Below are 25,934 nucleotides of genomic sequence, written 5' to 3' on the forward strand. Positions count from 1 at the left end.
ATCACCCATCCGTAAAGAGAAGAGAACCATGACCTATACCACCCAAGCGGGCGCGCGCTGCGGCCTGTACCTCGTCAGCGCCGGCATCGGCGACCCTGACAGCATCACCGTGAAGGCGCAGAAAACCCTGCGCGGCGTCGATATCGTGTTCGGCATCCCGCGCCTGCTGGAAGCGTTTGCCGACCTGCTTGACGGCAAGGAACTGCACAAGGCGGGCCACGGCCTGTTCAGCCCCCTGGCGCGGCGCGACACGCCGGAAGAGGAAGTCGACGCCATGGAAAAACAGACGCGCGACATCATCCACGCGGCGACGGCGGCCGGCAAGACCGTCGCGGTACTCGACTATGGCGACGCCATGATCTTCGGGCCGCAATCGGGCTACCTGAGCGAGTTCAGCGAACTGAACCCGGTCGTCATCCCTGGCATCTCCTGCTTCAATGCGGCCAATGCGGCGCTGGCCCGCGATGTCACCGGCGGCAAGCACAGCCGTTCCGTGATCCTCGCCGCCTCGGCCGACACGCGCGACGACTACACGGGCAGCGACACCCTGGACAAGCTGGCCGCCACGGGTTCCACCCTGGTCTTCTTTACCATGCGCGCCGACCTGCCCTCGCTGGTCGAACGCCTGGCGCGCCACCTGCCCGGCAGCACGCCGCTCGCCATCGTCGCCCACGCGGGCGCCGACGCGAAACAGGCCGTGCTGCGCGCCACGCTGGGCACGGTGCTGGCCCGCACGGAGAACGAAAAGCCGCCGTTCGAGCACCTGGTGTATGTAGGCGATTTCCTCGGCTAGGCCAGGCGCATCCAGGCCGCCGGCACGGCGCCCTCCGTGCCGTCCTGCGGCTCGGGCAACGCCGCGCAGCGGCCATCTTCCAGCCGCACGATGCGGTCCGCCACGTGGCGGGCGACAGGCAGATTGTGCGTGATGAGCAGCAGGGCCAGGCCGCGCGCCTCCTGCACGTCGAGCAGCAGCCGCAGCACCTTCGCCTGCACCGAGGCATCCAGCGCGGCGGTCGGTTCATCGGCCACCAGCACGGCAGGATCGGCGATCAGCGCCCGCGCGATGGCCAGGCGCTGCAATTCCCCGCCGCTCAAGCTGCGCGCCTGGCGCGCCAGGAAGGCCTCTGTCGCCGGCAGGCGCACGTCGGCCAGCGCCCGCAGCGCCGCCGCGCGGATCGCATCCACGCTGACGCGATCCGCGATGGCGAGCGGCTCGGCCACCGCCTCGAACACGCTGAAGTGGCTGGCCACCGAGGCGCCCGCATGCTGCGGCACGTAGGCGATGCCCGCCGCCGCGCCCCCCTCTTCGCGCTCCGGCGTGGTCACTGTGCCCGTATCGGCCTGCTGCAGGCCGACGAGGATGCGCGCCAAAGTCGATTTGCCCGCGCCGGACGCGCCCACGATGACCACCGTTTCGCCCGACTGCACGTCCAGATCGACGCCCGCCAGTACGGCTTGTCCGCCCAGGCGCTTGTGCACGCCGCGCGCGGACAGCACGGTGACGATGCCGCCGCGCAGGCAAGCCACGCCCGTGGCATCGAGCGCCGGCGCTTCCTCGCCGCAGCGGGCGATGCGCTGGCTGCAGCGGCTGGCGAAGGCGCAGCCGCGCGCGCCTTCTTCATGGGTGCCGGCGATGCCCTGCAAGTCCTTGCCGTTCTCGCGCGGCCAGGCGCGCAGCAGGCCGCGCGTGTAGGGATGGCGCGGCGCCGCCAGCACCGCTGCGGCAGGCCCCGTTTCCACGGCGCTGCCGCCGTACAGCACCAGCACGTCGCCATCGAGCGCGCGCGCCAGCTCCAGGTCGTGCGTCACCACCACCAGCTGGCACTGCGCCGCTTCGGCGCGCAGGCGCCCGAGCACCAGCGCGCTGGTGGCGGGATCGAGCGCGGACGTCGGCTCGTCCAGCACCAGCAGTGCCGGGTCAGGCGCCAGCGCCGCCGCCAGCAGGACGCGCTGCAGCTGGCCGCCGCTGCATTGGGCCGGATAGCGCCGGTGCAGGTTTTCGGCCAGGCCCAGCGAAACCAGCAGGGCACCGGCCGCCAGTTCGGCTGGCCCGCGCCGCATGCCCAGATGCCGCCGCAAAGGCGCCGCCACCTGCGCCAGCAAGGTGTGCTGGGGATTGAGGGCGTCGTGCACATCCTGCGGCACCAGGCCAGCCTGGCGGCCGCGCCAGCGCCGCAGCACCGCTTCGTCCGCATCCACCAGTTGCATGCCGCCGGCGCGCAAGCTGCCGCTGCCGCGCCCCGGCGCCATGCCGAGCAAGGCCCGCGCCAGCGTGCTCTTGCCGGCGCCCGATTCGCCGATGATCACCAGCGGCACGCCGGGGCGCGCCTGAAAATGCAGCTGGCGCAGCAGCTGGCGGCCATCCGCCTCGATGCAGAAAGCGGCCGCCGCTAGCATCGCGCGCGCTCGTCGAGGCCCTGGCCCAGCAGCGCCAGCGCGATCAGCAGCATGGCCAGGCACAGCCACGCCGCCAGGATCCAGGCGCGCGCGTCCGGGTGGGCAAGATAGGGCATGGTTTCATTGAGCATGCCGCCCCAGGTCGGGGTACGCGGATCGGCCAGCCCGAGGAAGGCCAGGCCCGCGTAGTGAAACACGGCGCGGCGCACCAGGGCCACGGCTTGCACGGCCAGCAATCCCGCCATGGCCGGCCACACATGGCGGCGCAGCAGGTAGATGCCCGACGCCGCCGCCAGGCGTGCCGCGTCCAGGCTCTCCTGGCGCCACACCTGGCGCAGGCGCAGGCGCAGCGCGCGAAATTCGACATCCCAGCCGAATGCCGCCAGCATCGCCACCAGGGCCGCCACGCCCGGCTGCATGGCCGAGGCGATGACGATGAAAACCAGAGTCGATGGCAAGGCGCTGAACAGGTCGGCCAGCCGCAGCACCAGCGTATCGGCCGCCGGCCAGGCCAGCCCGCACAGCGCCAGCAGCACGGCCAGCGCGATGCTGGCGGCGCTCACGGCCACGCCGATGCCCAGGGTCGGCAGCGCGGCGACGGCCAGGCGGCGCAGCACGTCGCGGCCCAGGTCATCGGTGCCCAGCCAGTGCAGGGCGCCGGGCGGCGCCAGCACGGCATCCATGGCGCCGTCGGACGCCGGCTGCAGCCAGCTGGCGCCGGCCAGCATCAGGGCCAGCACCAGCAGCAGCCCGGTCCCCGCGCGCACGGACGCGTTCATGGCGCGCGCTGCGCGCGCCGTGCCAGGCGGGCGGCCAGTGCATCGGCCAGCAAGTTCATGGCGAACAGCAGCAGCCCCGTCGCCAGCAGGGCGCCGCGCACCAGCGGGTAGTCGTGCTTGACGATGGCGTCCGTCAGCACCAGGTTGATGCCGGGATAGGCAAAGACGGTTTCCGCGTACACGGCGCCCGATACCAGGCGCGCGGCCACGCCGCCCAGGCGCGACAGCACGACGGCAAGCACGTTGGGCGCCAGGTGGCGGTAGCGCAAGGCGAACGCCCCCACGCCCTGCGCGCGGGCCAGCTCCATGAAGGTGCGCTGCCGTACGCTGACGGCCGTGGCGCGCGCGCTGAGGAATACGCCGGCGGCCGCTGGCAGCGCCATGGCGCACACGGGCAGCACCAGGTGCTGCGCGCGCTCCAGCCATGCGGCCGCACCCGTCTGCATGGAAAACGGCGCCATGGCGCCATTGCTGGGAAGCCATTGCAAACCATAGGCGAACAGCATGACCAGGCCCATCGCCAGGGCGAAAGGCGGGATGCTGTCGAGTGCCAGGGTGGTGGCCGTCAGCACGCGGTCCGGCGCCCTGCCCTGCGCGAACGCGGCCTCGATGCCCAGCACCACGCCCAGCAGCAGGGCCAGCACCAGCGCGCACGCCACCAGCAGCATGGTCCAAGGCAGGTGCTGCGCCAATAAGTCCTTCACCGGCATGCCGTGGCGGATGGAATAGCCGAAATCGAGCCGCAGCAGCTGCGCCAGGTGCCCGAGGTACAGCTGCCACAGCGGCTGCCCGCCGCCCAGGCCATGGCGCGCCAGCAGGGCGCCGCGTTCGGCCGCATCGAGTTCGATCAGCGCATCCTGCCCCAGGATGGCCGTGACAGGGTCGCCGGGCATGAGCAGCGGCAGCGCGAAGTCGAGGCTGACGAGCGCCAGCAAGGCCAGCGCATAGCCCGCGGCGCGCCGGCCCGGGAACGTAGAAGCGCTCAGCGTCGGCTCCCGTCTACTGCACGAACATCAGTTTGTTCAGCGGCAGCGAGATGCCGACGGCGATGCCGCCCGGCGTGAACCACGGCCGCAGGCGCGCATTGGCCGCCGTGATCCACTGCGGCGAATACAGGAAAAACGCCGGCAGCTCCTCGGCATAGATGGCCTGGGCGCGGTCGAGCAGCGCGCGCCGTTTGGCCACGTCGACGGTGCCGACCTGCTGCTGCAGCAGCTCGAGCAGATCGGCGCGGCGGAAGGCATCGCTGAAGGCGCCGTTACCCGCCGTTTGCCGCAGCATGCTTTCCGGGTCCCCATTGCTGCCCTGGCTGACGAGCGCCAGGTCGAAATCGGCCGCGACCATGCGCGCGCCCAGGATACCGCCGTCCATGATGCGCACATTGACTTCCATGCCCAGCTTTTCCAGCTGGCCAGCCAGCTGGCTGGCGGGCCGCGCCAGGCTGCGCGTCGCCGCCAGTTCGAGCACCCACGGCTTGCCGCCGCTGTCGCGCAGGCGACCGTCCGGCGCGGCGCGGTAGCCCAGCTCCGCCAGCATGCGGCGCGCTGCCGCCGGATCGTAGGCATACGCATCGAACGGCGCCCCGCTCTGCCAGATGCTGCCCCGCACGAAGCGTCCGGCGGACACCTCGCCCTGCCCGTTCTCGACCACCCGCAGCAGTTCCTGCCGGTCGATGCCGCGCGCGATGGCCTGGCGCAGGCGCTTGTCGGCAAACGGCGGGCGCGCATGATTGAAGCGCAGCCGCACCGGATGGCCGGAAGGCGCGCTGACCACGGTGGCAAAGCGCGTCACTTCGGCAGCCAGGGGCGCCGGCAGGCTGCGGATCATGTCCACCTGGCCCCGCTTGAGCGCGCCCACGGCAAGCGAAGGCTGCATGCGCAGGAACAGCAGGCTGCGCACCCTGGGCGGGCCCAGGTAGTACTCTTCGTTCGCGGTGAAAAGATAGCGGCCCGCCGCCTTGTCATACGCCCCCAGGCGATAGGGGCCGCTGCCGACGATGTCGGCCTGTTTCACGTGCTGGGGGTCGTCCAGGCGCGCGTACACATGCTGCGGCAGGATGGGCACCGAACCGGCCAGCTGCGCCACGAACGGCGCATATACGCGCTTCAGGCGCACGCGCACGCGCCCCTTGCCCAGGTCGTCCACGCCGTCGATGGCCCCCAGGTCGAACAGGGGATGCGGGTGCTGGCGCAAATACGCAAAAGTAAACACCACGTCCGCCGCCGTGACGCTCTTGCCGTCATGCCAACGCGCATCGGGGCGCAAGGTGAAATCGATGGTGCGGTGGTCGGCGCTTTCCCGCCACGCGCTGGCCAGCCCCGGCACCAGCTTGCCGCTGGCATCGCGCCACACGAGGGTGTCGAAAATCAGGCTCGTCAGCGTATAGCCCATGCCGCCGCTGGCATGGGTGTAGGGCGTCGGCAAGCCGAAGTCGCCCTGTTCATCGGCAATGGTACAGCGCTCGATGCGCGGCGCCGGCGACGGCTGCTGCGTACTGGCGCTGGCGCCGGCACACGCCAGCCAGCCGGCAAGGAGAAGGGGAAAAAGCAAGCGAAGACGGGGCACCAGCGTTCCTGACGATCAGAAGAGAGGCAAACCCCGGCCGCCATGGGCCGGGCAAGTGTGCTGCGTAGAATGGATTCCCAACTAAATGAGAATTATTTACAGCTGCATATCTTATGGTTGCCACGCTGGCCAGGCAAATTGTCTTTCCGGAGGGCTGGTATCTGAAAAACTGAGGGGCCGGGGCAGGCTCCCCTCGCCCTGGCGCCGGCCCTGTCAAGGCGCCACAGCTGGCGCTGTCCCGGCGCGATCGTCTGCAGTTCGCCCGCTGCGCGCGGCCGCGCCGGCAAGGCAGCGGCCGGCGCCATGCCGCTTACTCGCCCTGCTCCGGCGCGCGGCCGATCTCGCCGTCGATATTGGCCAGGAACCAGGCCAGCGACGACATCAGCGCCACGTTGCGTTTCAGATTATTCGGGTCGACCTTGTCCAGTGTGTCGGCCGGCGTATGGTGGTAGTGGAAATAACTGTGGCTGTCGACCAGCGGCTCGAAGCTGGGCACGCCTCCCGTTTCCAGGCGGTGCAAATCGCCGGTGCCCAGCGCATCGCGGCGCGTGAACGCGTGTGCGCCCATCGGCTGCAGGGCAGCCAGCAAAGGCGTGAACAGTTTTTCCGCCTTCGGTCCCACGCTGGCTTTGATGCCAAACGGGCGGCCGGCGCCGCTATCCATCTCGATGGCCGCATATTGCTTGCCGAGCGCCTGCTTGTGGGCCTCGAAGTAGGCCTGGCCGCCGCGGCCGCCGTTTTCCTCGTTCATCCAGGCGATCACGCGGATGGTGCGGCGCGGACGGTAGTCGAGCTTTTTCAGGGTTTCCACCACGCCCATGGCCGCCACCACGCCGGCGCCGTCGTCGTGCGCGCCCGTCGCCAGGTCCCAGGAGTCGAGGTGGCCCGAGACCACCACCACTTCGTCGGCCTTGTCCGTGCCCGGCCAGTCGGCGATGACGTTGTAGCTATCGGCTTCCGGCAGGTTTTGCGGCGTCAGGGTCAGGTGCATTTTCATCGGGCCGCGCGCGGCCAGGCGGCCGATCAGCAGAGCGTCTTCCACGGTGACGGCGGCGGCGGGAATGCGTTTATTGTCGTCCAGGCCCGTGGCGCCCGCATGCGGGATGCGGAAATCGGCGCCGCCCACCGAGCGCACCAGCGCGGCCGCCGCGCCCAGGTCGGCCGCCGCCTTCGGTCCGAGGAAGCGCGAGCGCGAACCCTGGCCGTAGGTGACGCCGGCCAGCCCCCGCTCGGCCATCTCCTGGTCGAACGGCGTGTCGATCAGCACGATGGCGCCCTTCACTTCCGCCGCGCGCGCCTTGAGTTCTTCCAGGCTCTTGACGATGATCACGGGCGCCGTCAGGCCGGCGGCCGCAGTGGCGCCGGAGCCGCCCAGGGCCGTGAGCACCACGCGCTGCGACACGCCCTGCGGACGGCCCGCATAGTCGACGATTTCCGCCGTTTCCACGCCGCGCACCCAGTGCGGCACTTTCACGGGCTGCAAGGTGACCTTGGCGCCCAGCTGGCGCATGGTGTCGGCCACCTGCTGCACGGCGGCGGCGGCGCCGGCGGAGCCGGACAGGCGCGGGCCGATCAGATCCGTCATGTCGGCCAGGCGGGCGTAGGCCCAGTCGCTTTGCAGCGCGGTGTCGCGCACCTGCGCCAGCGCTTGCGGCGTGTTGCCTGGCGCGGCGGCAAAGGCGCCGGCGCTGACGATGCAGCCAAGGGCAAGGGATACGGCGGAACGGCGCAGTGGCGCGCCAGTCAGGATGCTATGCATGTGTTCAGTTCCAGTCAACAAGGTCGAAGCGGGTACGCCGTGGCCATGGGCAAGGCGCGAATTTTTCTACGATAGCGTATTTATTCTGTCATTGCAGCAACTTTTACGGGATCGATTGCCTCTTTCCCCCACAGTCGATTACCATGCAGATCGTGATCGCTACCGGATACCGCCATGCTCAAGGGAAGACTCTGTATCGTCCGGCATTTGACCGCCGCCGACCTCAATACCTATATCGCGCTGATCAACGACCTGCCCGCGCGCAGCGAGTTCTTTTCCATGCAATTCAAGTCGCCCGAAGCGATCCGGCGCGAATTCCTGCAGACGGGCCTGGTCACGGAGGATAGTGAACTGTTCCTGATTGAAGACCATCACCAGCACATCATCGGCTCGATCACGCACTTCAAGGGCCGCACCCCGGCTTGCCGCGAAATCGGCTACCGCCTGTTCGACCCCAAGTGGGGCGGACGCGGCTATGGCGGCGAGGCGACGCGCCTGGTGGTCGACTACCTGTTCAATGCCTATCCCTACCACCGTCTGGAATTGCTGATGGACCCACAAAATACGGCTTCCGAACGGATCGCGCAAAGGTGCGGCTTTACCGAGGAAGGCGTGAAGCGCCAGGCCTTTTTCATCAATGGCGTCATGCGCGACGTGAAAATGTATAGCCTGCTGCGTCCGGAATGGCAAGCGTTTGCACCTGTCGTGTCAGGCTGAAACTGTTACCACGCCGCCCTGATTGTAATAAGTTGTATTAGACGTGGAACAAGCTTGCGGCAGCGGATATAGTCCACTCCATGCAGATCATTGTGATCTCGCCGGAATGGAAGGAAATGCCATGTTGAACAAGAAACTCCTGGGTGCGGTAATGGTAGCGGCAGTGGCTGTGTCTTCGGCCGCAGTCGCCGGTGACCGCGACTTCAATACCGTTGCAGGCGCCGTTGTCGGAGCGGCCATTGGCAACAGCACCGGCGGGCGCAATGGCGCGATCGTCGGTGGCGTGCTTGGCGCCGCCGTCGGCAACAGCATCAGCACGAATGACCGTTATTATGACCGTGGCGGCTATCGCGGCGGTTACCGCGAAACATATTATGCGCCTGCGCCGCAACCGGTGTACTACGCCCCTGCCCCGCAGCCAGTGTATTACGCGCCGCCACCGCGCTACTACGGCCCGCCGGCTGTCGTCTACGTGCAACCGGGCCGCGGCTACTACCGCGACCATGGCCGCCGCGACTATTATGACCGTGGCCACGGTCACGGCCACGGCTGGGGCCATCGCCGTTAAGCACCGCCCTGCACCTGCACCTGCACCATGAAAAACCTGCGCCAGCCTGCTGCCGCAGGTTTTTTTGCGCGACAGGCAAGGTATCGCCCCTGCACAATATCGGCTAAGCTGTGTCCTATGATCAACATTTCTGGCCGCCTGGACCGCACCAACCGATGCATTTAATCAAAGACGGACTTGACTTCGGCCCCTGGCTCGATGCCGCCGCCGGCACCAGCGTGGGCGCCGGCCCCCTGCCGCGCCGCGAGAACCAGGACAACTTCCTGCTGATCGATGCCAGCGGCCACGCCGTCTGCCTGTCGCAGCAAGCGCCGTTCCACTGCCAGGTGCCGGGCTGGCCGCGCGGCCATGTACGCGCCGCCGTGCTTGACGGCATGGGCGGTCACGGCCAGGGGCGAGAAGCGGCGGAAGCGGCCGTGCAAGGCTTGCTGGCCATGCCCGCCTGCCTCGACACGGCCAGCCTGGCCGACAGGCTCGACGAGTTGCACACGCGGCTGCAGGACAGTTTCGCCAGGGCCGCGCCAGCCCAGGCGCGTCCGCCTGGCACCACCCTGACTTTGCTGGAAGTGCCGCCCGGCGAAGCGCCGCTGCTGTATCACGTGGGCGATTCGCGCCTGTATGAAATCGCCGACGGGACAGCCAGCATCCTCACCGTGGACCACGTGCCGGCCACCGTGTACGCCATGCGCGGCGCGCTCGACGAGACGCGCTGGCGTGCCGCCGTGCACGGCGAGCATCATCCGCAAATCTCGCAGGCATTCATTTTAGGCAATGCCATCAGCGACAGCTTGCAGCTCGACAAGCCATTGCGCGGCCTCGATGCGGCCACCCTGCCGCCCTTCCTCGCGCACCTGGGCGACCGCCGCGTGCTGCGCGTGCGCCCCGGCGCCCACTATCTGCTGGCCAGCGACGGTTTCTGGGCCTGCGACGATCCGCTGGCCCTCACGGCCCGCTGGCCCGCCTTGTGTGCCGGCAAGACTGCGGCACAGGCCGTCAGCGCCCTGTTCGACGACTTCCTCTTCCACCCGCCAACAGGTTTGCATAGCGACAACATTACCATGCTGGCGCTGCGCTTCGATGCGGAATTCACCGCCCCAGGCGGCTAGCGGCCAGGTAGCCGGCCGTCGCCGACACGGCCGACAGCACGGCGCCCCAGGCCATGTCGATCGCCGTCAAGGCCAGCGGCCAGTCGCGCAATGTCGCGTAGTTGCTCAAATCATAGGTGCCGTAGGCAAGCAGCCCGAGCAACGCGCCCAGCGCAGCCGCAGTGCGCCCGCGGCGCAGGCGCAAGCCGGGCAAAATGGCAAAGACCAGCAGCCCCGCCACGTACAGCAGGTAAAACAGCGTGGCTGGCGCCCAGCGGGGCGTGTCCGCCAGCAACGGCCCCAGCGCCGCGGCGTACATCGGTTTCATCAGCACGGCCAGCCACAGGGCATCGATGGCCAAAAATACGCACAAGGTGGCGCCATAGGCAATGGCAAGCTGGAGCGGACGTTGGACAGGCATGGTCATCTTTCGGCGTCAGGCAGCGTGTGGGGGATAACGGTTACGCCAGCATAATGCAAAACGCCGCCATGGATGCCATGGGATCAAATAGCCCGCATGAAAATACACCATGGCTCAGGTGCGCGAACTGCCCGCCTTACTCGAACGCATGAACTCTGCCTGCATCCTCTCGCTGGCGCTGCGGCGAGTATCTGGAAGTGACCGCCAACCAACGACGCAATGATAAGGAATATCAAAATAACATGCCAACAAAGACATTAAATGTGTTTTTGAGCAATAGTTTCCATGGCTTGCATGGCAAGATGTGACCAGGGACATGAATTTGAGCAAAAAGAGCGCGTTCCGGCGCCGTGAAAGTTGCCAAGCAGGCGCAAAAGCGCGTAAGCTCTCATGTATAACAGAGGGCAAAATGTCCCCGCTCGATTCGAGTCAGAATGTCATGAAAAAATGCAGCAACCCGGAGCACCCGCACTGTACGTTCTGGGTCTTGCCTGGGGAAACAGTCTGCGCGGGCAACCACCCGCAAACGACGACTGCCCCCAGCAGCTACGACCTGTTGACCGCACTGCGCAGCGCCCGTTCCGAGCCATCGGCAACGGCGCCTTCGCACGCCCCTGCCCGTGATGCTGTTATTCGCGATGCGGCTATGCAAACGCTGACGAGCCCCGTGCCGGCTTCCGCCGCGCCTCCGGCGTTCACGCCAACGCCGGAGGCGCCGCCATCGGGCCCGCAGGCCTACCAGCCGGTGCAAGCCCACCTGCACATCAGCGGCTTCGATCCGCGCGCGGCAGGCGGACGGCAAACCCTGAAAATGGAATTGCGCGGCATGAGCGCCGCCTGCGCGCCGCAGCTGACCTTGCGCCTGCGCTCGGACCTGATCCTCCGCGGGCACGTGCAGCATGATTTCGTGCGCACCACGCGCGGCGACTGGCGTCCCGTGTTTGTCGAGTTTTCCTCGCGCAACAAGGAACACGGGCAATACCAGATCGAAGTGGAAGTGCACAGCCACGTCGATGGCGCCGTGGCGCAGAAATGGGTGTGCACCTTCGTCATCCTCGTGCCGCGACGCGACGCCACCCTGACGGAAATCCACCAGATCTTCCTCAGCACGCACAAGAACGTGCGCGTGATGGCCGATGACGCCTCGATCGCCCGCGTGACGGGGGGCGACGGCTGCAACCTCGACGTGACGGCGCGCAATGCCGGCATTGCCCACGTGGATTTATCTGCGCCGCAAGGCAAGATCGACATGGGTTTTACCACCATCGCCTGGGACGAGGAGTTGATCGAAGTCGACCTGCCCGCCGCCAGCCACTGCCATCCGCACCCAAGCCAGGCCGCCTGCCTCGTCAATGCGGCGCCGGAAGCGGGCGAACAGCGCCAGATCCGCCTGTTCGCGCTGGAAGAATGCATGCTGGGCCGCTTCGAACTGGTGGACCCGGAAGCCGATGTGCTGCTCAGCCATTTCAGCCCCGACGGCCAGGACAACAATGGCTTGACGCGCCGCCTGTCGGGCCGCCACGCCATCATCCGGCGCAGCCAGCAAGGCTTTGAAATCGAGGATGTGTCGCGCTATGGCGTGCTGCTCGACGGCGTGTGGCCCGGCAAGCACAAGCCCGTGCCCCTGCGCCTGGGCATGCGCATCGAATTGACTGCCAGCATCAAGGGCATCGTCGTGCTCAGCGTCACGGCCCTGCTCGCGCACGGCGTGATACTGCACCGTATCGACCACGGCGCCCGCGCCGAATGTTTTTACCTCTTGCTGCCCGACACCCAGCCCACGCCGGCAAGCCACCTTGCCACGCCGCAAGCCAGCTGCCTGCCCGTGCTGTTCCACCGCAATGGCGGCTTCTGGCACCTGGACACGGCCAGCGGCAAGGAAACCGCGCTGGCCCCCGCTACCGCGCTCGACAAGCTCAGCGGCTTCGCGCGGCACAACCGCTTCGCCAGCGAACCGTATCCGGAATGCTGGATCATCCGCACCGAAGGTGCTGCGCTATGCGACAGCGCCATGCAAACTGCATAGGGACACTGAACCAAACCTACTGCGCGTCGGTATAGGCGGCCTGCGATGCTCACCGGCTCGGCGCCCCCGTACCGAGTACGGTTGCGCTTCTCGACCACCTCTCCCTTCCGCTCGCTACGGTTTTGTTCAGTGTTGTAAATCTGCAGTTATCCGCAAGGCACTAGCGGGGTACTAGTACGAGAAAAATCATTGACAAACCGAATATAAACACCGCTTCCAGCGTAAACACGATGGCGGGAATCTGCAATTCGCGCGGGATTTTCATGGCGACACCTCTTCAAAACACAGGACTGCCTTCAGCATAGCGCGCCCTGCGCCAATTGCATTATCAGCCACGCAATACACTTGACCGCACGGCATGACTTGCCGAGTCCGCTGGCCAAGCCATCCCGACACACAATTTAACAAATTATCGGCAGATATTCTGCAAATAGCCTCCCTCCACGCCCTTGCATACTGTATATTCATCCAGTTAATATCCCCCGTACTTCACACAGCGCGCCGCATGGCGTTTTACATTTCCTATGGCTTCCAACAAAGCGCATCATGCGACCGGTTGGGCTGCCGGCGTGATCGCCGCGGCCCTGGTCGCGCACGCTGGCGCCGGTGGCCCGTATCAAGTGCTGAGCATGCTCGCCTTTGTCATGGGTGCGCTGGGCGGCACGGCGCCGGACTGGCTGGAAGTGGCCTGGTGGGCGCGCACGCACCGGCTGTGGATCACGCACCGCACGTGGACGCACTGGGGCCTGGCCTGGATCGCCCTGCTCGTCTACACGTACCTGCAATTGCCGCACCACCTGTGGGCGCCGCCCCTGTTCGGCTTTGCCGCCGGCGGCATCATGCATTTGCTGGCCGACTGGCCCAATCCGCTGGGCGTGCCGTGGATCTTCCGCCGCCACTCGCTGCGCTGGTGGAAAAGCGGCCGCCACGACATCATCGTCATCATCGCCGCCTGGCTGGCCGCCACCATCGTGGCCGACCATGTGTTTTTTGACGGCATCCACCTGCGGCGCACCCTGCTGGCGTTCGACAGCCTGCTGCACTGGTCCGCCAGCGCCCTGCAGCAGGCTTGGGCAGATCTGCAACAATGGCAGCTGCGCTGGCGCCTGGGCGGCGACGCCAATTGACGCCGGCGGCGTGGCAATGTGATAATGAGTATCATTCTCAAACAGCCCAGCCAGCCGGCACCGCGCGTTCCGTCAGCCCAGCTCTTCCCTTGCCTGGAGAACGCAGTGAGCACCGTCAGTCCCGTCCCTACCAGCCACCTGAGCACCCTGTACAGCGAGCACCACGGCTGGCTGTATGGCTGGCTGCGCGGCAAGCTGGGCAACCGCGCCGAGGCGGCCGACCTGGCGCAGGATACGTTCGTGCGCCTGCTGGACAAGCGCGAGGTGACACCGCTGGCGCCCCTGCGCGAACCGCGCGGCTACCTGGCGACCATTGCGCGCGGCTTGCTGATCGACCGCTACCGCCGCCAGGCGCTGGAACAGGCCTACCTGGAAGCGCTGGTGCAGCAAGCCGAGCCGGCATCGATGTGCGCCGAAACGCATGCCATCATCATCGAAACCCTGCTCGCCATCGACCGCCTGCTCGACCGCCTGGGCCCGCGCACGCGGGCCATCTTCCTGCTGGCGCAGATCGAGGAGCTCAGTTATGTGGACATCAGCCGGCGCCTCGGCGTCTCCCTGCCCACCGTGAAAAAACACCTGGTGCGCGCCTACACGGAATGCCTGATGCTGGCGGCCGGCTGATGTTCGGCCCCGCGACCTCGCCTTCCGCACCCATTGCCCGCAAGGTGCTGGCCGCCGCCGCCCACTGGCATGTGGAGCTCCAGTGCGGCAGCGCCGACCCGGCCGCCGTGCAGGCATGGCGCGACGCCAGCGCCGAGCATGAACGGGCCTGGGATCTGCTGCGGCGCATGCACGGCCAGCTGGGCGCAATACCTGCAGCGCTGGCGATGCCGGCGCTGCAGGCGGCGCAGCAGCGCCGGCGCGCGGCCGCCAGGATACTCGCCCTGCTGGTGGCGGCCGGCGGCGGCATCGCGCTGGGCCAGGCGGGCCTGCAATCCGCCCCATGGCAAGCCCTGACGGCGTCCTTGCGCACGGCGCCGGGCCAGCGCCGCCACGTGACCTTGGCCGATGGCGGAGGCATGGAGGTGAATACAGATAGCGCCCTGGATGTCGCTTACGGCGCCAACCAGCGCCGCATCCGCCTGCACCATGGCGAAATCATGATCACGACGGCGCCCGACCCGCGCCCCTTCCTGGTCGACACCCCGCATGGCGTGATCCGCGCGCTGGGCACGCGCTTCGGCATACGCTGCGACGACGATGGCAGCACCGTCAGCGTCTTCGAGCACGCCGTGGAAGTGCGTTGCGCGGCGCGCCCGGACGCCGTGCGCCGTCTGGAAGCGGGACAGCAGCTGCGCTTTGGCGACACCGGCGCGGATGACGTGCAGACCATGCCGGCGCACCAGGACAGCTGGTTGCGCGGCATGCTGGTGGCCGCCGACTGGCCGCTGCAACAACTGGTCACGGAACTGGCGCGCTACCGGCGCGGACGCCTGGCGTGCGACGCCGGCGTGGCGCGGCGCCCCGTCACGGGCACTTACCGCCTCGACGATATCGACGCCGTGCTGGAAAGCCTGTGCGCCTCGCACGGGCTGCAAGTGACGTACTTCACGCGCTACTGGGCCACGGTGGCGGCACGGCCGGCATAATTATTTTCAGTTTTTTTGCGCCAGGGGTTGGTGTTTCGATGCGCTGCTTCGGCTTGACAAGTAAGAAGCCGATTCATACGCCATTTTCTTATCCCTCTGAGCAGAAAGACCGAGCATGCAGCTGACCACCCCCGTTCTCCATCCCGCCGCGCGCGCCATCCGCCTGGCCGTCATCGCCATGGCTTGCGCCGCCCCCGCCGCCTTTGTCGCCGCGCCCGCGCTGGCGCAAGGCCAGGTCCCCGCCACCGCAGCGCCGCAAGCCTATGCCGTGCCAGCCGGGCCGCTGGCCACCGCCCTCAATGACTTTGCCGTCGCCGCCGGCGTCAGCCTGTCGACCGATCCCGCGCAGACGCGGGGCCTGCGCTCGCCCGGCGTGCGCGGCAGCCATAATGTGGCGCAGGGTTTCGCCCAGGTGCTGGCCGGCAGCGGCCTGGAAGCCGTGCAGCTGCCGAACGGCGCCTACGTGCTGCGCCAGGCCCCTCCCTCCTCCGCGTCGGCGGCCGGCGTGGAAAAGACCATGGCGCCCGTGACGGTCAGCGCCAGCATGGAGCGCGACCCTGTCAGTGAGCACAGCAACTCGTATGCGGCGCGCGCCGTCACCGTCGGCAAGGGCGTGCAGACCCTGCGCGAGATCCCGCAATCCGTCAGCGTCGTCACGCGCCAGAAGATGGATGACCAGAACCTCAACACCATCGACGCCGTGCTGGCCAATACCACCGGCATCACCATGTACGACAGTCCCATGGGCGGACGCTATGTGTATTCGCGCGGCTTCATGGTCGAAACGTACCAGTTCGATGGCGTGAACCGCGCCATGTACTACCCGCAGGCGAACAGCTTTACCAGCAATACGGCCATGCTCGATCGCGTGGAAATCGTGCGCGGCGCAACGGGACTGCTGCAGGGCACGGGCTCGCCGGGCGCCGCCATCAACATGGTGCGCAAGCGTCCGCTGGCGGAAAAGCAGATACAGCTGGCGCTCGGCGCGGGCCGCTGGAACGACGTGCGCGGCGAAGTCGACGTCACCGGCCCCTTGAACGAATCGGGCAGCATCCGCGGCCGCGCCGTGGCCGCGCACGACCAGCGCGATTATTTCTATGACGTGGCCGACAGCCGCACCGACGTGCTGTATGGCGTGCTGGAATTCGACCTGGCGCCGGGCAGCAAGCTGACGACGGGCGCCAGCTACGAAAAACTGCACTCGACGCCCTTCTTTTCCGGCATGCCGCGCTACCGCGATGGCAGCGATCCGAAGCTGCCCCGCGCAACCTTCCTGGGCGCCGACTGGAACCGCTGGAATAGCAGGCAGACGGCCGTCTTCGCCGAATTCGAGCACCGCTTCGACGCCGACTGGTCGCTCAAGGCCAGCGCCAACTACACGCGCGAGCGGCATGACGTGAAATACATGTTCAGCCAGGGCGCGCTCAATCCCGCCACACTGGCCGGTATGATGATGTATGGCGGCGTGTTCGACTACGGCAGCACCAACAAGGGCATCGACCTGTCGCTCGATGGCAAATTCAACGCCTTCGGCCGCCGTCATGGCTTCAGCGCCGGCATCAGCACGAACCGGCTGGAAAGCGACAGCGATTTCAGCCTGGCCCTGCTGCAGCAAGCAAACAATCCGCTGCGGCCGAACCACGGCGTGGCCGAACCGAACGACGCCTGGTTCCGTGAAAACAGCTACCGGGGCGATCCCAGCGTAACAAAGATGACGCAGACGGGCGCCTACGGCGTGGCTCGCTTCAGCGTCAGCGATCCGCTCACGGTGGTGGCCGGCGCGCGCGTGTCGAACTACAAATGGAGCAGCGTGTACCGCGACACGGGCGAGGTGTATATCGACCCGTACCGCGAAAATGGCGTCGTCACGCCGTATGGCGGCGTCATTTACGCGTTCGACAAGCGCTGGTCCGCCTACGCCAGCGTTTCCGACATCTTCCAGCCGCAGAACCAGCGCACGGCCGAAGGCGTCCTGCTCGACCCGCTGAAAGGCCGCAACCTGGAAGTGGGCGTGAAAGGTGAACTGTTCGACGGCAAGGTAAACACCTCGCTGGCGCTGTTCCGCATCGAACAGCGCAACCGCGCGGAGCTCGACCTGGTCAACACCTGCTCCAGCGGCACGGAGTGCTATTTCTCGGCGGGCAAGGTGCGCAGCGAAGGCCTCGATGCGGAAATCAGCGGCGAAGTGGCGCCGGGCTGGCAGCTGTTCGCCGGCTATACCCTGAACAACTTCAAGTACCTGGACCAGACGTCGAATGCGGGCGTGATGTTCGCCAGCACCTACTCGCCGCGCCACATGCTGCGCGCGTGGAGCGACTACCGCCTGCCCGGCGCCCTGCAGAAGTGGAGCGTGGGCGGCGGCGTGAACTTCCAGACGGAGAGCTCGCGCGTCACGCAGAACATCACGGTGGCGCAAGGCGCGTATGCCTTGTGGAGCGCGCGCGCCGCCTACCAGATCGACCGTAACTGGACGGCGTCGCTGTCCGTGACGAATCTGCTCGACAAGCGCTACTACCAGACGGTGGGCGCGCCTGCGTGGGGCAATTTCTATGGCGAGCCGCGCAAGGCGCAACTGACCTTGCGCGCGCGGTTCTGAACGAAGCCTAGCTTGCCGGGCGCAATGGCGCTTTCGGCAGCGGGATGAATTCCGTCTCGCCCGGCACTTGTCCCATGCGCTGGGCGCTCCAGTCCTCGGCCGCCTGCGACAGGCGCTCCTTGCTCGACGAGACGAAGTTCCAGAACAGGAAGCGGTGGCCGTCCAGCGGCTCGCCGCCGATGACGACGAACTGCACCGGGCCGCCGCCTGCCGTCACCACGGGCGCGGCTCCAGCTTCCAGCAAGGCCATGGTGTGTGGCACCAGCGCCACGCCATCGACCAGCACTTCCCCGCTGATCGGATAAATCGCCGCTTCCGCCGGCAAGCCCTCCAGCCGCAGCTCGCGCCCTGCCTGCAGCGCCACGTCCAGGTACACCGTCTGCATGTAGGTGCGCACGGGCGAGGTCTGGCCAAAGGCCGTGCCGATCAACACTTTCACCACGGCGCCATCGAGCGGCACGACGGGAATGTCGGCTTGCGGCGTGTGCGTGAAACTCGGTTCGTCCTCTTCATGCGCCTTGGGCAATGCGGCCCATAGCTGCAAGCCGTGCGTGCGGTGCGGCTGGCCGGCCAGGTCGGGCGGCGTGCGCTCCGAATGCACGATGCCGCGTCCGGCCGTCATCCAGTTGATGGCGCCCGGTTCGATGCGCTGGCAGGAACCGATGCTGTCGCGGTGGTCGATCGCGCCCTCGAACAGATAGGTGACGGTGGCCAGGCCGATATGCGGATGGGGGCGCACGTCGTGGTTGGCGTCGGGCGCCACGTCGATGGGGCCGAAATGGTCGAAGAAGATGAAGGGACCGACGGCCTGTTTTACTGCGGAGGGCAGCAGGCGCCGCACGACGAAGCCGCCGCCGAGGTCCTTTTCGTGGCTTTTCAGGATGGCCGCGCTCATGCCAGCACCGTCGTCACTTCGGTCGTCACGGCCGTCATCAATTTATGCAGCGGGCATTTGCCTGCCGCGGCCAGCAATTCCTCGCGCTGCGCATCCGTCAGCTCGCCCGTCAGGTGCAGGGTGGCGGCCAGGCGGTACACGCCCTTGCGCTCTTCGCTGGCATCGCGCTCGGTCGACACTTCCACGTGTTCCAGGGGGATGCCCTTGTGCTTGGCGTACCAGACGACGGTGAGCGCCTTGCAGGCCGACAGGGCCGCGTCGTACAGGTCGTGCGGCGAGGGGCCAGAATCGCCGCCCCCTTCGGCCACCGAGGCGTCGGCGGAAATGATGTGATCGCGCACGTGCACGATGTGGCGCATGGGTTGCGACTGATCGCGGATGGCTTTGATGGTCATGGCGTTCCTTGGTGCGTTTGGAAAGCCACAATTTACACCGTTTGCCCGCTTTGCGCAGCCTGCTGCCCTGCTACCTGGTCATTTGATACGGAACACGGCGTCGACCGTCTGCGCCATTTTGAGGCTGGTGACCATCAGCATGTCTTCGGGGTTCTGGCGCTGGCGGCTATTCGCGCGGTTGTAGCGGTCCGAAGGCACCAGGCCTACCGCATTGCCCAGGTTTTTCAGCTGGTCCGACGAGATGCCGGCCACGGCGCCCGCGCGCTTGCCGAAGCCGCGCGCCATGGCATCGGCCTTGCGCTGCGCATCCTTGACGGCTTCGCCCATCAGTTCCTCTTCCAGGCGGATGCGCTCCGTGGCGCCAAAGGTGACGGCAAACGCATCGAGGTTGGGCATGGCCAGCAGCGGGCGCATGACGGCGGGCCATTTCGACAAATCCGCCACGTTGATATGCACGCTCGCCTTGATCTGGTACTGCGGGTTGGCCGGGTCCTGCTCGGCGCCCTTGCGGATCTCCTTGCGCACGTCGCGCACCTCGATGCCGGCCGCCGCCTCGGGCAAACCCTGCTCCACCAGCAGCGCCTTGATTTCCGCGATGCGCGCCGCTACCTGCGCGGTAGCCACGTCCGGCGCCGGGTCGAAGACACTGACGTCGAAATCGATCTCGCCCAGGTCCGGCGTGACGAAACTGTACGCCGTGCCCGTCGCGTGGATGAAGGGATAGGAGGGCAAATCGCCGGCCAGGGCGGCGAGGGGCAGGCAGGCAAACACGATGGACAGCAGGCGGCGTTTGAACACGGACACTCCGGCACGGTTAAGGTGCATGAAGTATCCGCCAAGATGACCGATTTAACAACATGCTAATCGAGCGTGCGCGCCACCCTGAAGCCCACGATGTCGTTCGACAGCACGGTGGAAAAGCCGTTGCGCAAGGCCGAGCGCAGGTAGCGCGGGTGGTACAGCCAGGAGCCGCCGCGCAAGATACGCCGGCTGCTGTCGCTGCCCTCTTCCCACGCGCTGCCGTCGACGGGCGCGCCTTCGTAATTATCGTGCACCACGTCCTGCACCCATTCCCACACATTGCCATGCATGTCGAACAGACCCCAGGAATTCGGCGCGAATGTGCCCAGCGGCGTCGTGCCGCCCCGGTACACGCCGCGCGGGCCGCCGTTGTACACATACAGGCCGTCGTAGTTGGCTTGCTCGGTGCTGATCGTGTCGCCCACGTTGAAGGCCGTGCGCGTGCCGGCGCGGCACGCGTATTCCCATTCCGCTTCGCTGGGCAAACGGTACTGGCGGCCCGTGCGTTCGCTCATCCACGCCAGGTACAGCTGCGCGTCATTCCAGCTCACGCCCACCACCGGGTGCTGCTCGTTCTGCACGAAGCCGGGATTGTCCCAGTCCGTTTCCGAACCGCCCGCCCAATCGGTCGCCTTGACGAAGGCGCGCCATTCGCCCACGCTGACTGGGTGGCGCGCCAGCGCGAACGGGCGCTCGATGCCGACCCAGTGCTGCGGCGTTTCGCGGTCCAGCCATGACTGCTGCGAACCGGCCTGCAAGGCCGCCTTGTGCTCCGTCTCGTGCGCGCCCATCTGGAAGCGGCCGCTGGGGATGAGCACCAGTTCCGGCCCCTGTCCCGCGCCATCGAGGAAATCATCGCGCAAGATGCCTTCGGCGTTGGCCACCGGTTCCGCGTGTGCGGGCGCCGGTGCCGGCTCGCTCACTGCGGCGGCGGCCGGCGCCTGCTGCTGCGCTGCGCGGCTGGCCTCTTCGCGGCGCGCGCGCTCCTGCTCGGCGCGGTAGGCCGCCTCCGCCTTGGCGACGATGGCCTTGCGCTGCAATTCCTGGTGTTCCTGCAAGGCGGTGGCGGCATCGGCTTCGCGGCGCGCGCGCAGCTGGCCACGCAGCGCTTCCTTGCGCAGCTTGCGCGCCTCTTCCGCTTCGAAATGGCGCTGCGCCTCCTGCTCGCGGCGCAGTTTGTCCTGGCGCTGCTTTTCCAGCGCGGCCGCCTGGATTTCCGCCTTGCGGCGCTGATCCAGTTCTTCCTGGCGTATCCGGGCCCGCTTGATCTCTTCCTCGCGGGCCTGTTCGGCGGCCAGCGCCGCCTGCCGTTGTTGCTGCGCCTGCTGCGCCGCACGCGCCTGCTGCTGGCGCGCCTGTTCCGCCAGTTCTTCGGGCGACGGCCCGGCGGCCCGCTCCAGCCCTTCCAGCAAGGCTTGCACGGATTGCGGCCGCAATTCCGCCGTCAAGGAAAAACCGTTCTGCAAGACTTGCCACTGTTGCGCGTTGAGCGCTTGCGGCGCCGACGGCAAGTGGCTGGCGCTGCGCGTGTCGTCGAACGGCATGCGCCCTTCCAGCATCTGGTAAATCATCACAGCCACCGCATATACGTCCAGGCGCGGGCTGGGCTGGCGCTGGTTGGCGCCTGCCTCGGGCGCCCGGTAGCCGTGCGTGCCCGCATTTGGCATGTCCAGCGCCAGGCTGCTGTCCGCATTGCGCACGCGCGACGCGATGCCGTAATCGAGCAATTTGACATCGCCCTTCGCCGTCAGGAAGACATTGCCAGGCTTGATGTCGCGGTGCACCAGCTTGTGCTTTTCCCACGCATACGACAGGGCGTCGGCCACCGGCTGCAGCAATTGCTGCACGGTCGACAGCGGCAGCGCGCCCTCGCGCGCCAGATAGTGCTCGAGGTCTTCGCCATCGAGGCATTCCATGATGATGAAATAGCTGGCCGTGGCAGGATCCTGCGCCCACTCGTAGACACGCACGATGTTTTCATGCGCGAGTTTGCGCGCCTGGGTGGCTTCCTCGATCAGCAGTTTTGCATGCGTGGCGCTTTGCGTCAGCTGCGGCGGCAAGATCTTCAGCGCCACCATTTCGCTGCTGCCCAGCTCCGCGTGCGTGGCCAGGTCGGTGGCTTGCCACACCTGCCCCATGCCGCCCGTGCCGATCAGCCGTTCGAGCCGGTAGCGGCGGTTTTGCGGGCCGATTTCCTGGCCCGTCATGAAGCCCAGCTCCGTGCCCTGGCGCACGGGCGGTGGCGCGGGCGCGGCTGCGGCGCCGGGCGGCGCGTACTCGGCGTCGAGGATGGCGTTCTTGCGGCTTTCAAATTCCTGCTCGCTGAGCAGCCCGTCATCGTGGAGGGCGCGCAGTTCCCGCAGTTTGTCTCGTGCTTTTTGCATCATCTGGGGTGAAACGCTTCCATCAAGGCTGCAAGGCGACGCCGCAGGCGGCGCAGAATTTATCTTCCGGATGGCCCGCGCGCTGCGCATGGCCGTTCTTGCAGCGCAGCGACGCAGCGGCGCCCAGCCCGACACTTGGCTGCAGCGCCTGCGCCACGGCCACGCCCAGCTGCGCCTGCGCCGACAGGCCATGCGCATGCGCCGCATTTTGCAGGGTGATCAGGTCCAGCTGCTGGCGCCGTTCGCGTTCCGCCTGGCCTTCCAGGTAGCTGCGCTCCTGCGCCACGCTGTCCTGCGCCATGCGCATGGCGTCGAGCGGCGCGACGCTGTTCTCGGCCGCCGCCAGCGCCGCCAGCGCGTGGATCTGCTCGGCGCTCATGCCCGCCTGCAGCTGCGTTTTCAGCACCTGCGCCAGCGCGGCCGCGTTCTGCCCGGCGGCCATGGCCACCTTGCCCGTGTCGCTCAGCGAGCCGATTTTCTCGATGCGGTCGATATCGATGCGCGCCAGTTCGGCCGCATGCGCCTGCTGCGCCAGCAGGGCTTCGTACTCGCCCTTCCAGCGCGCGTAATCGCTTTCGCGCTGCTGCGCCATGGCCAGCAGATCGCGCTGCCATTGCGCTTCCTGCTCCAGCTGGCGCAGCTGCTGGCGCTGTTCCTCGATGGCCAGCGCGTCGAGCTGTGCCAGTTGCGTTTGCTGCTGCAGCTGGCGCGCGTGCACGCCATCGGCCTCGATGGTGCGCAGCAGCTTTTCCTGCTGCGCGATGGCATCTTCGCGGGCGCCGCCGCGCCGCAGCGCCGCCACCTTTTCCGCGATTTCCGCCGCCTGCACCTGGGCCGCTTCATCCTTGTGCGCCTCGGCGCGCAGCAGTTCGCGCTGGCGCGCCAGCTGCATCTGGTCTTCCCACTCCTGCACCCGCTCGGCCTCGCGCTTGCGCGCCGCGTTCGCCAGCATCAGGCCCTGCCAGGCGGCCTGGTGCTGTTCCGCTTCCAGCTGCGCCTCGCGCTGGGCCGCATCCGCTTCCGCCTGGCGCAGGCGCGCCAGCTGGGTGCGGCGACCCGTCTCGTCGTCGATCAGCAGCGCGCTTTCCACTTGCTGCGCGATCGACTGCAAGTGGACTTGATGCGTAAAACGCTGCTGCGCCAGCTGGATCTGTTCGCGCCCATGCAGCTGCGACAGTTCCAGCTCGCTGCGCATCTTGATGGCGGCCAGCGCCCGCACGTGTTCCCAGTTGGCCGCTTCATCGGCGCGCTGCGCGCCCTTCTGCGCCAGTTCCTGTTCCAGTTCGCCCAGCGCCAGCGCGGCGCCATGGTCGAGCGCCTGGCGCCGCGATTTCGCTTCCAGGATGCGGCCATACAGGTCGATCTGGCGTCCGCGCAGCGCTTGCAGGCGCTCCGCTTCCTGGTGGTTCAGTTCCGCCTTTTCCACCGTCGCGTCCTGCTGCAGCTCGGCGCGGCGGTGCGCATGGCGCGCCGCCAGTTCCTCGCGGCGGATGCGCTGCCACTCTTCCTCGTCATACAGCTGGTCGAGCTGCTTCATGCGTTCCAGGCTGTGCTGCTCCAATTCCTGCGCCGGCAAGCCTCCCAGCCACAGGGTGCCGATGCTGGCGCCGGCGTCGCCTTCGCGCTTGTCGTGCCGCAGGCTGAGCGTTTCCACGCGCGCCACGGCCAGGCCGCTGGACGCCAGGCGCTGCGTCAGCGCCGATTGCAGGCGTTCGTTCAATTCCGGCCGCAGGTCGGCATTCGCATCCATCTCGCGCAGCGCGCGGCTGCCGATGAATTCCAGCGCAATCTGGCGCACGGACGGCAGCAACAGAGCATGCAGGTGCGCGCGCGTGACGGCGCCCGGTGCGCGCATGAACTGGCGCGCGAACGCATCGGGCTGGCCCAGGGCGATATCCAAGCGCAGGGACGCGGCGACGTTCAGCCGCTCCGTGCTGGCCAGGCCGGGCAAGTCGAATTCCAGGCTGACGGCGTCGGCGCGCGCGATCAGCACTTCGGCCGGACGTGCCGGCAGCAGCGCGGGCAGGCGCGCAAAAAAGGCGGCGCTGTCATAGTCGCCGGCCGGTATCAAGGTGAAAGCGTCCGATTGCACGATCCAGGCGCGCGACTCGGCCGGCACCTGCAGGCGGCGCGCGGCGCTGCCGAACAGCGAAGACAGTTCGCGCACGCCAAAGAACAGTGCCAGTTGCCCATCAGCAAGATGCCATTGATTGGCATGCAGCACCGCGTCGCTGTCGGGTGCCCCCAGCGACAAGCCGCATTGCGCGCAATAGCCGGCGGCAGCGCCGTTCTTGTGCTCGCAGCGCGGGCAGCGGGCGCCGCCAAAACCAAACAATTGGAACATATGTGACTCCTGATGATATTTTTATCCATGCGACGGGGCCGCCATGCCGATTCTAGCAGGACAGCTGGCCCTGCACTTGCCGCGCGCGGCAGTGTGCAGCGTCAAATAATGCCACGCGGCAATTACATTCATATGCCCGGATACAGGGCAATTTAGGCCTCAATTCAAGCGGTCGGCTTGCCAGCCCCGCGCGCAGGCATTTCAGCGCCGTTTTTTTGCAGGCCATCCCGCCAAAACCACGGCTGGTCGCATCCGCATGGCGCAGAGGAGCGCGCATGGCTACAGTGCATGCATACCCACCCGCCACCCGAAAGGAAACATCATGAAAGCCTTGAAAAACATGGAAGCCATCTTCACCGTCGCCGTCGCCATCGCCTGCGGTGCCAGCTATGCCAGCTTCATGCAGCCATCGGCCGCCAAGGCTGCCGATGTGGCGCAAGCGGGCGCCATCCCCGTCGTGGTGGTCAGCGCCAAGCGCATGACGGAATCGGAAAAGAAAATCTCGCTGATCGAGGAAAGGCAAGCCTTGCTGGGCAACGCCACCGCCAGCACCCTGTGAGCCACCGATGCTGACACCACGCCGCCTGGCGCCCGCTTGATCACCGCCGCGCCAGGCCGCCATTTGCATCGCAAATGTATCCGCCACGGATACACGGACACACAGCATTGTGTCAATTGTAATAAGTTGAATCAAAGGCGAAAAACCGCCGGCAAGCGCCTATAGTCCATTTCACGCAATCACCGAAATGGAGTACACCATGAAACCCATCACACTCTACGCAGCAGCCATGCTTGCCATCAGCACCGCGGCGTTCTTGCCCGTGCAGGCCATGGCACAGAATCAGCTCGGCGTCAGCATTGTCGTCGGCAGCGCCCCGCCTCCGCCACGGTTTGAAAGCGCACCCGCGCCGCGCGCCGGCTATGTCTGGGCGCCCGGCTACTGGAACTGGGATGGCCAGCGCCATGTCTGGAACAACGGTGAATGGCTGCGCGAACGCAGCGGCAACCAGTACCGCCGCGCCGCCTGGATACAAGAGAACAACCGCTGGCGCCTGGACCGTGGCGGCTGGGTCGCCGCGCAAGTGCAGCCCGTGCGCTATGACGACATCCGCATCGCCCCGCCGCCGCCGCGCCGCGAAGCCATCCCGCGCGCCCGCCACGGCTACACCTGGGCGCCAGGCCACTGGGAATGGCGCGGCCAGCGCTACGCCTGGACGCCAGGCGTATGGATCGCCGAACGTCCCGGCTACGTGTATGCGCCGCCCGCCTGGAACCAGCGCGATGGCCGCTGGCAGATGGAGCAAGGCCGCTGGTCGCCACGCGGCCCGAACGGCGACCGCGACCGCGACGGCATCCCCAACCGCTATGACCGCGACAATGGCAACCGCCATGACCGCGACCATGACGGCGTGCCGAACCGCGACGACCGGCGTCCGGATAACCCGAACCGCAGCTGATATGCGGCTGTAATTGGCACCAAGGC

Annotated in this window: 22 protein-coding genes; 11 read left to right on the plus strand and 11 right to left on the minus strand. The window is 67.2% G+C overall.

The genetic code is table 11. The features are described from left to right. Positions 1-28 precede the first annotated feature (28 nt). On the plus strand, positions 29-793 hold the full coding sequence (locus BLT98_RS05010) for an SAM-dependent methyltransferase (protein WP_092605685.1): 765 nt from the start codon (positions 29-31) through the stop codon (positions 791-793). Here BLT98_RS05010 and BLT98_RS05015 read toward each other — a convergent pair. The 5 genes from BLT98_RS05015 to BLT98_RS05035 all read right to left on the minus strand — a co-directional run bounded on the left by BLT98_RS05015 (position 790) and on the right by BLT98_RS05035 (position 7,500). After that, positions 790-2,397 carry an ABC transporter ATP-binding protein gene (locus BLT98_RS05015; protein WP_092605687.1) on the minus strand — a complete coding sequence of 536 codons (1,608 nt, stop codon included), beginning with the start codon at positions 2,395-2,397 and terminating at the stop codon, positions 790-792. The two genes, BLT98_RS05010 and BLT98_RS05015, sit on opposite strands and share 4 nt — an antisense overlap. Next, positions 2,391-3,176: an ABC transporter permease gene (locus tag BLT98_RS05020; RefSeq protein WP_092605689.1), complete on the minus strand. Its 786-nt coding sequence runs from the start codon at positions 3,174-3,176 to the stop codon at positions 2,391-2,393. The genes BLT98_RS05015 and BLT98_RS05020 overlap by 7 nt, the downstream gene beginning before the upstream one ends. Further along, complete coding sequence (locus BLT98_RS05025) at positions 3,173-4,111, minus strand: ABC transporter permease (RefSeq protein WP_092605691.1); 939 nt, start codon at positions 4,109-4,111, stop codon at positions 3,173-3,175. Before BLT98_RS05025 ends, BLT98_RS05020 begins: the two co-directional genes overlap by 4 nt. Positions 4,112-4,175: 64 nt before the next feature. After that, entirely contained in the window at positions 4,176-5,741 is a 1,566-nt protein-coding gene (locus BLT98_RS05030; RefSeq protein WP_139179101.1) for an ABC transporter substrate-binding protein, read from the minus strand. 310 nt (positions 5,742-6,051) lie between these two features. Next, positions 6,052-7,500, minus strand: a complete 1,449-nt coding sequence (locus tag BLT98_RS05035) for a M20/M25/M40 family metallo-hydrolase (RefSeq protein WP_092605695.1) — start codon at positions 7,498-7,500, stop codon at positions 6,052-6,054. A gap of 174 nt (positions 7,501-7,674) precedes the next feature. Between BLT98_RS05035 and BLT98_RS05040 the strand changes: the two genes are divergently transcribed. The 3 genes from BLT98_RS05040 to BLT98_RS05050 all read left to right on the plus strand — a co-directional run bounded on the left by BLT98_RS05040 (position 7,675) and on the right by BLT98_RS05050 (position 9,891). Beyond that, positions 7,675-8,217 (plus strand): GNAT family N-acetyltransferase, encoded by a 543-nt coding sequence (locus tag BLT98_RS05040; RefSeq protein ID WP_034783919.1) that lies wholly within the window; start codon positions 7,675-7,677, stop codon positions 8,215-8,217. 121 nt (positions 8,218-8,338) lie between these two features. Further along, positions 8,339-8,785, plus strand: a complete 447-nt coding sequence (locus BLT98_RS05045) for a glycine zipper 2TM domain-containing protein (RefSeq protein ID WP_034751896.1) — start codon at positions 8,339-8,341, stop codon at positions 8,783-8,785. Between the two features lie 155 nt (positions 8,786-8,940). Continuing rightward, positions 8,941-9,891: a PP2C family protein-serine/threonine phosphatase gene (locus BLT98_RS05050; RefSeq protein ID WP_092605697.1), complete on the plus strand. Its 951-nt coding sequence runs from the start codon at positions 8,941-8,943 to the stop codon at positions 9,889-9,891. On the opposite strand, the gene BLT98_RS05055 is transcribed toward BLT98_RS05050, so the two are convergent. Continuing rightward, positions 9,872-10,291, minus strand: a complete 420-nt coding sequence (locus BLT98_RS05055; protein WP_034783974.1) for a DUF2177 family protein — start codon at positions 10,289-10,291, stop codon at positions 9,872-9,874. The two genes, BLT98_RS05050 and BLT98_RS05055, sit on opposite strands and share 20 nt — an antisense overlap. 439 nt (positions 10,292-10,730) lie before the next feature. On the opposite strand from BLT98_RS05055, the gene BLT98_RS05060 reads away from it, so the two are divergent. The 5 genes from BLT98_RS05060 to BLT98_RS05080 all read left to right on the plus strand — a co-directional run bounded on the left by BLT98_RS05060 (position 10,731) and on the right by BLT98_RS05080 (position 17,632). Next, complete coding sequence (locus BLT98_RS05060; protein ID WP_244517387.1) at positions 10,731-12,317, plus strand: FHA domain-containing protein; 1,587 nt, start codon at positions 10,731-10,733, stop codon at positions 12,315-12,317. Between the two features lie 524 nt (positions 12,318-12,841). Next, positions 12,842-13,444: a metal-dependent hydrolase gene (locus BLT98_RS05065; protein WP_092605699.1), complete on the plus strand. Its 603-nt coding sequence runs from the start codon at positions 12,842-12,844 to the stop codon at positions 13,442-13,444. 105 nt (positions 13,445-13,549) lie between these two features. Further along, positions 13,550-14,068: a sigma-70 family RNA polymerase sigma factor gene (locus BLT98_RS05070; RefSeq protein WP_244517388.1), complete on the plus strand. Its 519-nt coding sequence runs from the start codon at positions 13,550-13,552 to the stop codon at positions 14,066-14,068. Then, positions 14,068-15,036, plus strand: a complete 969-nt coding sequence (locus tag BLT98_RS05075; protein ID WP_170846293.1) for a FecR domain-containing protein — start codon at positions 14,068-14,070, stop codon at positions 15,034-15,036. The genes BLT98_RS05070 and BLT98_RS05075 overlap by 1 nt, the downstream gene beginning before the upstream one ends. 115 nt (positions 15,037-15,151) lie before the next feature. Continuing rightward, on the plus strand, positions 15,152-17,632 hold the full coding sequence (locus BLT98_RS05080) for a TonB-dependent siderophore receptor (RefSeq protein ID WP_092605705.1): 2,481 nt from the start codon (positions 15,152-15,154) through the stop codon (positions 17,630-17,632). A 7-nt stretch (positions 17,633-17,639) separates the two neighbouring features. On the opposite strand, the gene BLT98_RS05085 is transcribed toward BLT98_RS05080, so the two are convergent. The 5 genes from BLT98_RS05085 to BLT98_RS05105 form a co-directional block, all read right to left on the minus strand. After that, positions 17,640-18,527 carry a pirin family protein gene (locus BLT98_RS05085; protein WP_092605707.1) on the minus strand — a complete coding sequence of 296 codons (888 nt, stop codon included), beginning with the start codon at positions 18,525-18,527 and terminating at the stop codon, positions 17,640-17,642. Then, complete coding sequence (locus tag BLT98_RS05090; RefSeq protein ID WP_092605709.1) at positions 18,524-18,922, minus strand: OsmC family protein; 399 nt, start codon at positions 18,920-18,922, stop codon at positions 18,524-18,526. Before BLT98_RS05090 ends, BLT98_RS05085 begins: the two co-directional genes overlap by 4 nt. 78 nt (positions 18,923-19,000) lie before the next feature. After that, positions 19,001-19,720, minus strand: a complete 720-nt coding sequence (locus BLT98_RS05095; protein WP_244517389.1) for an SIMPL domain-containing protein — start codon at positions 19,718-19,720, stop codon at positions 19,001-19,003. Positions 19,721-19,782: 62 nt separating this feature from the next. After that, positions 19,783-22,110, minus strand: coding sequence for a bifunctional serine/threonine-protein kinase/formylglycine-generating enzyme family protein (locus BLT98_RS05100; RefSeq protein ID WP_170846294.1), 2,328 nt, complete (start codon positions 22,108-22,110; stop codon positions 19,783-19,785). Between the two features lie 19 nt (positions 22,111-22,129). Then, positions 22,130-24,451: a coiled-coil domain-containing protein gene (locus BLT98_RS05105; RefSeq protein ID WP_092605715.1), complete on the minus strand. Its 2,322-nt coding sequence runs from the start codon at positions 24,449-24,451 to the stop codon at positions 22,130-22,132. A gap of 322 nt (positions 24,452-24,773) precedes the next feature. On the opposite strand from BLT98_RS05105, the gene BLT98_RS05110 reads away from it, so the two are divergent. Both BLT98_RS05110 and BLT98_RS05115 read left to right on the plus strand, forming a co-directional pair. Then, positions 24,774-25,010, plus strand: coding sequence for a hypothetical protein (locus BLT98_RS05110; RefSeq protein ID WP_092605717.1), 237 nt, complete (start codon positions 24,774-24,776; stop codon positions 25,008-25,010). A 199-nt stretch (positions 25,011-25,209) separates the two neighbouring features. Further along, positions 25,210-25,908 (plus strand): YXWGXW repeat-containing protein, encoded by a 699-nt coding sequence (locus BLT98_RS05115; RefSeq protein ID WP_092606929.1) that lies wholly within the window; start codon positions 25,210-25,212, stop codon positions 25,906-25,908. Positions 25,909-25,934: the final 26 nt, after the last annotated feature.

The sequence above is a fragment of the Janthinobacterium sp. YR213 genome (assembly GCF_900099875.1).
GTDB lineage: Bacteria > Pseudomonadota > Gammaproteobacteria > Burkholderiales > Burkholderiaceae_D > Janthinobacterium > Janthinobacterium lividum.

Bases quoted from the DNA above. Each gene is read 5' to 3' on its own strand.
- BLT98_RS05010 (WP_092605685.1), top strand. From the start codon at position 29: ATGACCTATACCACCCAAGCGGGCGCGCGCTGCGGCCTGTACCTCGTC.
- BLT98_RS05015 (WP_092605687.1), bottom strand. From the start codon at position 2,397: ATGCTAGCGGCGGCCGCTTTCTGCATCGAGGCGGATGGCCGCCAGCTG.
- BLT98_RS05020 (WP_092605689.1), bottom strand. From the start codon at position 3,176: ATGAACGCGTCCGTGCGCGCGGGGACCGGGCTGCTGCTGGTGCTGGCC.
- BLT98_RS05035 (WP_092605695.1), bottom strand. From the start codon at position 7,500: ATGCATAGCATCCTGACTGGCGCGCCACTGCGCCGTTCCGCCGTATCC.
- BLT98_RS05040 (WP_034783919.1), top strand. From the start codon at position 7,675: ATGCTCAAGGGAAGACTCTGTATCGTCCGGCATTTGACCGCCGCCGAC.
- BLT98_RS05045 (WP_034751896.1), top strand. From the start codon at position 8,339: ATGTTGAACAAGAAACTCCTGGGTGCGGTAATGGTAGCGGCAGTGGCT.
- BLT98_RS05050 (WP_092605697.1), top strand. From the start codon at position 8,941: ATGCATTTAATCAAAGACGGACTTGACTTCGGCCCCTGGCTCGATGCC.
- BLT98_RS05055 (WP_034783974.1), bottom strand. From the start codon at position 10,291: ATGCCTGTCCAACGTCCGCTCCAGCTTGCCATTGCCTATGGCGCCACC.
- BLT98_RS05060 (WP_244517387.1), top strand. From the start codon at position 10,731: ATGAAAAAATGCAGCAACCCGGAGCACCCGCACTGTACGTTCTGGGTC.
- BLT98_RS05065 (WP_092605699.1), top strand. From the start codon at position 12,842: ATGGCTTCCAACAAAGCGCATCATGCGACCGGTTGGGCTGCCGGCGTG.
- BLT98_RS05075 (WP_170846293.1), top strand. From the start codon at position 14,068: ATGTTCGGCCCCGCGACCTCGCCTTCCGCACCCATTGCCCGCAAGGTG.
- BLT98_RS05080 (WP_092605705.1), top strand. From the start codon at position 15,152: ATGCAGCTGACCACCCCCGTTCTCCATCCCGCCGCGCGCGCCATCCGC.
- BLT98_RS05085 (WP_092605707.1), bottom strand. From the start codon at position 18,527: ATGAGCGCGGCCATCCTGAAAAGCCACGAAAAGGACCTCGGCGGCGGC.
- BLT98_RS05090 (WP_092605709.1), bottom strand. From the start codon at position 18,922: ATGACCATCAAAGCCATCCGCGATCAGTCGCAACCCATGCGCCACATC.
- BLT98_RS05100 (WP_170846294.1), bottom strand. From the start codon at position 22,110: ATGATGCAAAAAGCACGAGACAAACTGCGGGAACTGCGCGCCCTCCAC.
- BLT98_RS05105 (WP_092605715.1), bottom strand. From the start codon at position 24,451: ATGTTCCAATTGTTTGGTTTTGGCGGCGCCCGCTGCCCGCGCTGCGAG.
- BLT98_RS05110 (WP_092605717.1), top strand. From the start codon at position 24,774: ATGAAAGCCTTGAAAAACATGGAAGCCATCTTCACCGTCGCCGTCGCC.
- BLT98_RS05115 (WP_092606929.1), top strand. From the start codon at position 25,210: ATGAAACCCATCACACTCTACGCAGCAGCCATGCTTGCCATCAGCACC.